Source organism: Brevundimonas sp. UBA7534 (assembly GCF_002479325.1).
Lineage (GTDB): Bacteria > Pseudomonadota > Alphaproteobacteria > Caulobacterales > Caulobacteraceae > Brevundimonas.
On sequence record NZ_DLMO01000163.1, the window covers coordinates 3,787 to 9,176 of the forward strand.

Sequence of the window (5,390 nt, forward strand, 5' to 3'; positions counted from 1 at the left end):
CCCTCCAGGCTCCCCGCCAGGGCCGCGACCTCGCGCGCCGCCCGATAGACGAACAGATCGACCGCCTCCCGCGCGGCCGGGCTGTCGCTTTCCAGCAAAACCCGCATGTCGCCACTGAGACCCGAGACGCCCAGCAGGCCGGAGCGCCGATAGAGCAGATCGACCAATCCGGCGGCGTCGAGGCCCCCGGCTTGCTGCAGATAGAGCACCACCCCAGGGTCCAGGCTCCCACAGCGCGTGCCCATGACCAGGCCGTCGAGCGGCGTGGCGCCCATGGTGGTGTCGATGCTCCGGCCGTTCCTCAGCGCGCAAAGGCTCGCGCCCGAACCCAGATGGGCCGCAACCACGCGTCCCTCAGCCATCGACGGATCGAGCACCGCGAGCTGTCCGGCCACGGATTCGTAGGACAGGCCGTGGAAGCCGTAGCGGCGAAGCCCTCTGGCTTCCCAGAGCCGGGGCAGACCCAGCCGATCCGCCACGGGGTCGTGACCGCCATGGAAGGCGGTATCGAACGTCAGGACCTGAGGCAGATCGGGACACGCCTTGCGGAGCGCCCGGACCCCCGCGAGTCCTTGCTGCTGGTGCAGGGGCGCAAGCGGGGCAAGGGCCTCAAGGCTCTCGAGAACGGGGTCGGAGGCGGCGACCGCCTGGCTGAAGTCGGGGCCGCCGTGGACCACGCGATGTCCGACCGCGGCCACGGGCCCGGCCAGTCGCGCCTCCACCCAACGCAACAGATCTGACGTCGCGTCGTCGCCCCCGGCGACCNNGGCCATCGCCCGCGCCGTGGCGACCCGCCCGCGCGTCATCCTCGCGGACGAGCCCACCGGCAACCTGGACTCGGCGAACAGTCGCATCGTGATCGAGCACCTGCGCGAACTACACGCCCGCGGCACCACCGTCCTGCTCATCACCCACGACCCGGCGATCGCCGCCCAGGCCGACCGGCACGTGCGCATCGAGGACGGCGTGCTCACCGAATCGCGGTCCGCACCCACGCCCTCCGCCGCCGCGGGGCCAGGGTCACGGGGCGTCGCGGCGAAGGAGGCGCGGCCGCCGTCGCCGCCCGCGTCCGGTCACCGGGCCTCGGCCCTGCTGGACGACGCGGAGGCCGTGCTCGACCTGCTGATCGCCGACGACGAGGACAACCCGGGCCTGCAGCTCGGCGCGGCCCTGGGCGGCACCCGCCCGCTGCGCGACAAGCTCGTCTTCGCCGACCACGGGTCCGGCATCGCCGGACTGCCGGCCTGGATCGAGCAGCTGATCGCCGAGTCCACGGGCAAGGACGGCACCGGGCTGCTGCCCGTCGTCGTCGCCCCCGGCGACCCAGGGCGTTTCGGACAGGACGCCGCCGGCGGCGTCCTGGCTCACGAGCCGTCGACCCGCGCCGTTAGATTCGATCCGGCCCCGCAACACCGGTGCAAGGTGTCCCCGGGCGGCTTCGAACACGCCGAACTTGACCGTGGAGGAGCCGACGTTGAGGGCGAGGACAGGCGGCATCCTGGCGTTGACCTTGGGCTGGCGCACGCCGGGCGTGCTGTTCACGTCCTGACGCAGCCAATCCTCGCCCGTTACAGACCCGACCGCGCCGGCCGCCTCGCCGCCCTCACCCTCGATCCGGGCGCGGCGTAATACTTTGCCGCCGGCGGCGTCTGACAGGCAGCGATGTTCAGTCTCTCCCGAAAGGATTCAGCCCCATGGCTTCGAACCGACCAGGACGCATCCTGAATCTCCTCACCTTCGCAGCCTTCGGCGCAGGGTTGGCCTATCTGCTCATCGGGGAGCATCGTGTTCATCTCCTCGGCTGGCTGCCGTTCCTCCTGATCCTGCTCTGCCCGCTGCTGCACATGACCATGCACGGCGGTCATGGGCGCGGGCATCGTCAGGGACCGCCGGGCCCTTCGGCCGCCGATTCCTCCCGTCCGCACCAATCCTGAGCGAGGTTCCCATGCCCGAACCGCAAGCCTACGGCCTCTGGTCCCTGGTCATCCTGAACTCGGTCCTCTTCATCTTTTTCGCCTTCACCTTCTTCAAGCCGAGGACGGGCCGGGACTGGCGCTCGTTCGGCGCCTTCAGCGCCTTCCTGGTGGCGCTCTTCACCGAGATGTACGGCTTTCCGCTCACCCTCTATTTCCTGTCCGGCTGGCTGCAAACGCGCTTCCCCGGCGTCGATTGGTGGTCGCACGACGCCGGCCACCTCCTGGAGACGATGTTCGGCTGGAGGGCGAACCCCCATTTCGGACCCTTCCACATCCTCAGCTTCGCCTTCATCGGCGGCGGCTTCTGGCTCATCTCCGCGGCCTGGCCGGTGCTCTATCGCGCTCAGCAGGAAGGCGCATTGGCCGCCAGCGGACCCTATCGGTCCATCCGCCATCCGCAATACGTCGGCTTCGTCCTGGTGATGTTCGGCTTCCTGTTGCAGTGGCCGACGGTTCTCACCCTGGCCATGTTCCCGGTCCTGGTCTTCATGTACTGGCGGCTGGCAAGGAGCGAGGAACGCGAGACCGAAGCCCGCTTCGGCCCGGAGTACGCAACCTACAGGCGGGCCACGCCGGCCTTCATTCCGCGGCTGCGCTCCCGGGCGGCCCCGGCGCCTTCCCGCCTCTGATATTCCGTTCGGGTCCCGATCTCAAAGCTCCCTACGCCCATTACAGGTCGGCGATTGGCGCCGCCTGCATCCGAAGGGCGCTCACCACACGACCGCAGGATTCGTTTCAGCTTTCGCCGGACGGCCTTGCCTCGCTCACAGCGCCAATACGCGCCGCAAAGGACAACCCCTCGGAATATCGGCTGCAAATATTCTTGATCTGACCGTTTGATCTATCGCAATCCCGGCCGACATTTCCGGACCGATCCTGCCTTCATGTTGAAGAGCGGGACTTGTCAGATGAGCCTGAATTGCGCCTCCATATTGACCGCGCCCGGGACAGCGCGCGCTCCGATCCGCCTTGTCCCGGCGTCGGCCCGTCCCGAGGACATTCAACAGCTGGTGGAACTCGGGCTTCGAAAGGGCCGGGCCGGCCATTTGCGTTTCCTGAGGCGACGCCTCCGGTCCCAGGAAGACGCCGAGGACGTTCTGCAGGAGTTCGCCCTGAAGGCCACCCAGGGTGCAAGACGCCTGACCAACCCCGGCAAGATTGACGCATGGCTTGGCATCGCGCTGCGCAATGCCCTGTTCGACCGCTACAGGCGCAATGCGAGCCGTACACGGCTGAACGAGGCCATACGCTCGGAGCTCCCTCGTACCATTGGGGATGACGCGTCCGAGGATCTGAACCGGGCGCTGCAGTGCCTGGCGGGAGCACTGGACGACCTGGGGCCGGAGACCGCCCAGCTCCTGCGGCGCGCCGAGCTCCAGGAGACGCCGCTGAAGGTGATCGCCGTCGAGATGCAGCTGACCACCAACAACATCGGTGTTCGGGTCCACCGCGCCCGGGCGGCGCTGCGTGAACGCATGCAGGCGCGTTGCGGCGCCTGCCCGGAGCCCTGCGCCCTCGCGGCGCGGTGGAGGCAAGCCGTCGATACGGCGGGTCAGGCCTCGATATCGATCATCTCGCCATGCGACGCCGCATAGTCGAGCGCATAGGCGAGTTCGCCCGCCGTCTCGGCGTGCACCGTCAGCAATGGCTGGCCCGCTGAGACTTCGGTGCCCAGGCGCACCTGCATCTGGACGCCGGCGGCCTTGCGTTCAGGCGCGCCAGCCAGCTTGGCCAGCGTAGCGACCTGGCGGTTGTTGATGAGGATGACGCGGCCGGATCGGGTCGCCTGGATGGGCGCCCGCTGGGCCGCGACCGGCGGTGTGCGCATGCCCCCTTGCGCCTCGCAGATCCGCTCAAATCGCGCCCAGGCGCGACCATCAGCGAGAACAGCCTCGGCCGCTTCGGCGCCCCGACCGGCTTTCGCCACGCCGGCAAGTTCGAGCGCGGCGCCCGCCAGCAGGCAGGCGCGCTGGCGCAGGTCCTGCGGCGCTTCGGGTCGGTTCTGCAGCACCGCCAGAACATCAAGCGCTTCCAGCGCCGGGCCGATGCCGACGCCGACCGGCTGCTCCCCGTCGGTCTGAACGCAGAGGGCCTTCAGGTCGAACCGGGCCGCGATCTCGACGAGCCGTTGCGCCAACTTCGCGGCCGCCTCTCTCGTCCGCACCTTGGCGGTGGCGCCTACGGGAATGTCCAGCACCACATGGGTGGAACCCGCCGCGATCTTCTTGGACAGGACCGAGGCGATCAGCTGGCCTTCGGTGTCGACGTCGAGGACCCGCTCCACGCGGATAAAGATGTCGTCGACCGGGCTGAGCTTCACAGCCCCGCCCCAGACGACGCAGCCGTTCTCGGCTTCCACCACGCGGCGCATGGCGGGCAGATCGAGATCGACCGGCGCCAGGGTCTCCATGGTGTCGGCCGTGCCGGCCGGTGAAGTGATGGCCCGCGAGGAGGTCTTGGGCGTGACCAGGCCGCAGGCGGCGAGGATGGCGACGACGATCGGCGTCGTGCGGTTGCCGGGAAGTCCGCCGATGCAGTGTTTGTCCATGACGATATCCGACGGCCAGCTCAGGCGGTCGCCGACGTCCACCATGGCCCGGGTCAGCGCCCCCGTCTCGGCGTCGTCCATCGGCAGCACCGATGTCGCGGTCAGAAAGGCCGCGAGATGGATCGGCGTGTATCGCCCGGCGGCCACGTCCCTGACGACACCCCGGATCGCGGCCTCATCCAGCCGCGCTCCATAGATCCGGCGGCGAACGCTGGACATGGATTCGATGGCCGGAGCGTGTCGCACGACGACGGGATCGCCCGGCGCCACCGCCAACTGCCGCCAGGCCTCTTCGGAGAGCGCCGCCTCGTCGAGGCCGAGAACGTCGCCGTCCATCTGGTACAGGGTGGCGTAGACCTCCCGGCCGGCGGCCGAAAGCACCACCTGGGAGCGGGACGACAGGCCTTCGGAGCGGCAGACGTGGCAGTCGCGCCGCATCAGCACGATCGACTCGTGCTGGGCGTACAGGCCGAAGCGGCGCGCCTTGAGGGGCGCCGCCGCATGGGGTGCAGTCTTGACCACTTTGCTCACAGCTCGTGCCGCTCCATCATCTGCGGGATGACGCAGTCCCATCCGAGCCGGTCCTGAATCCGGACCCGTAGGGCGTCCGCCGCATGGGGCTCGCCGTGAACGATGAAGGTCTTGCGCGGCGGTCGCTTGAGGCCGGAAAGCCAGCGCAGGATTTCCTCGTAGTCGGCGTGGGCCGAGAGCATCGGCAGGTTGGCCACCTCCGCTTTGACCTGAACCCACTGACCGTGGATCTTCACCTCCTTGGCGCCCTCGACCATCGAACGCCCGCGGGTTCCCGCCGCCTGGAAGCCTGAAAACAGGATGGTGTTGCGCCGGTCCGGGCCGAAGGCCTTGAT

At 68.9% G+C, this 5,390-nt stretch carries 7 protein-coding genes; 4 read left to right on the plus strand and 3 right to left on the minus strand.

What is annotated here, in order from left to right:
• Positions 1–854: acetate/propionate family kinase (locus B2U11_RS13890; protein ID WP_422653010.1), on the minus strand; the 854-nt coding region annotated here is incomplete at its 3' end.
• Here B2U11_RS13890 and B2U11_RS13895 point away from each other — a divergent pair.
• From B2U11_RS13895 to B2U11_RS13910, 4 genes are all read left to right on the plus strand, one after another.
• Positions 784–1,629, plus strand: coding sequence for a hypothetical protein (locus tag B2U11_RS13895; protein WP_292072559.1), 846 nt, complete (start codon positions 784–786; stop codon positions 1,627–1,629). The genes B2U11_RS13890 and B2U11_RS13895 overlap by 71 nt on opposite strands.
• A gap of 65 nt (positions 1,630–1,694) precedes the next feature.
• Positions 1,695–1,934, plus strand: coding sequence for a DUF2933 domain-containing protein (locus tag B2U11_RS13900; protein WP_183197577.1), 240 nt, complete (start codon positions 1,695–1,697; stop codon positions 1,932–1,934).
• A gap of 11 nt (positions 1,935–1,945) precedes the next feature.
• Positions 1,946–2,605, plus strand: a complete 660-nt coding sequence (locus tag B2U11_RS13905) for a methyltransferase family protein (protein WP_292072560.1) — start codon at positions 1,946–1,948, stop codon at positions 2,603–2,605.
• Between the two features lie 279 nt (positions 2,606–2,884).
• Positions 2,885–3,571 carry an RNA polymerase sigma factor gene (locus tag B2U11_RS13910; RefSeq protein WP_292072561.1) on the plus strand — a complete coding sequence of 229 codons (687 nt, stop codon included), beginning with the start codon at positions 2,885–2,887 and terminating at the stop codon, positions 3,569–3,571.
• Here B2U11_RS13910 and B2U11_RS13915 read toward each other — a convergent pair.
• Positions 3,529–5,055 (minus strand): thymidine phosphorylase family protein, encoded by a 1,527-nt coding sequence (locus B2U11_RS13915; protein WP_230307568.1) that lies wholly within the window; start codon positions 5,053–5,055, stop codon positions 3,529–3,531. The genes B2U11_RS13910 and B2U11_RS13915 overlap by 43 nt on opposite strands.
• A partial coding sequence (locus tag B2U11_RS13920) for an MBL fold metallo-hydrolase RNA specificity domain-containing protein (protein WP_292072564.1) occupies positions 5,052–5,390 on the minus strand: 339 nt, incomplete at its 5' end. The genes B2U11_RS13915 and B2U11_RS13920, both read right to left, overlap by 4 nt.